The organism is Sphingomonas sp. CROZ-RG-20F-R02-07 (assembly GCF_022662335.1).
GTDB lineage: Bacteria > Pseudomonadota > Alphaproteobacteria > Sphingomonadales > Sphingomonadaceae > Sphingomonas.
This window is the reverse complement of the sequence record NZ_JAKNQJ010000052.1, coordinates 1-426: the sequence shown is the minus strand read 5'-3', so window position 1 is coordinate 426 and position 426 is coordinate 1. Positions and strand designations below refer to the sequence as shown.

The window sequence follows — 426 nt, the reverse complement described above, 5'->3', positions numbered from 1 at the left end:
CGGGTCATTCGCCTGATGGATGAGACGACCATCCACGCCTCGGAAGATGCGATCGAGGCTTCCCAATCCTTGGCGAGGCGCCGGCACCGGTTGAGCCACGCCAGGGTGCGTTCGACAACCCAGCGCCGTGGCAGAATGACAAAGCCCGTGATGTCGGACCGTCTGATGATCTCGATCGTCAGCCGGTCGATGTGCGCGACCGCCGCTTCGAGCTTCTGTCCGGCATAGCCGCCATCGGCGAACAGCCTGGTAAGGGTGGGATACGCATCGCAGGACCGCTCGATCAGGCCCGGAGCCCCGTCGCGGTCCTGCACATCGGCACCGTGCACCACGCCTTCCAGCATGTTGCCGAGCGTGTCGGTCACGATGTGGCGTTTACGCCCCTTGATCTTCTTGCCCGCGTCGTAGCCACGCGGCCCACCCGCC

1 protein-coding gene is annotated in these 426 nt (G+C 65.3%); it reads right to left on the bottom strand.

Going from position 1 to position 426, the window contains the following annotated elements:
- On the bottom strand, positions 1–426 hold a 426-nt coding region (locus tag L8H00_RS18670; RefSeq protein ID WP_242098860.1), incomplete at both ends, for an IS5 family transposase.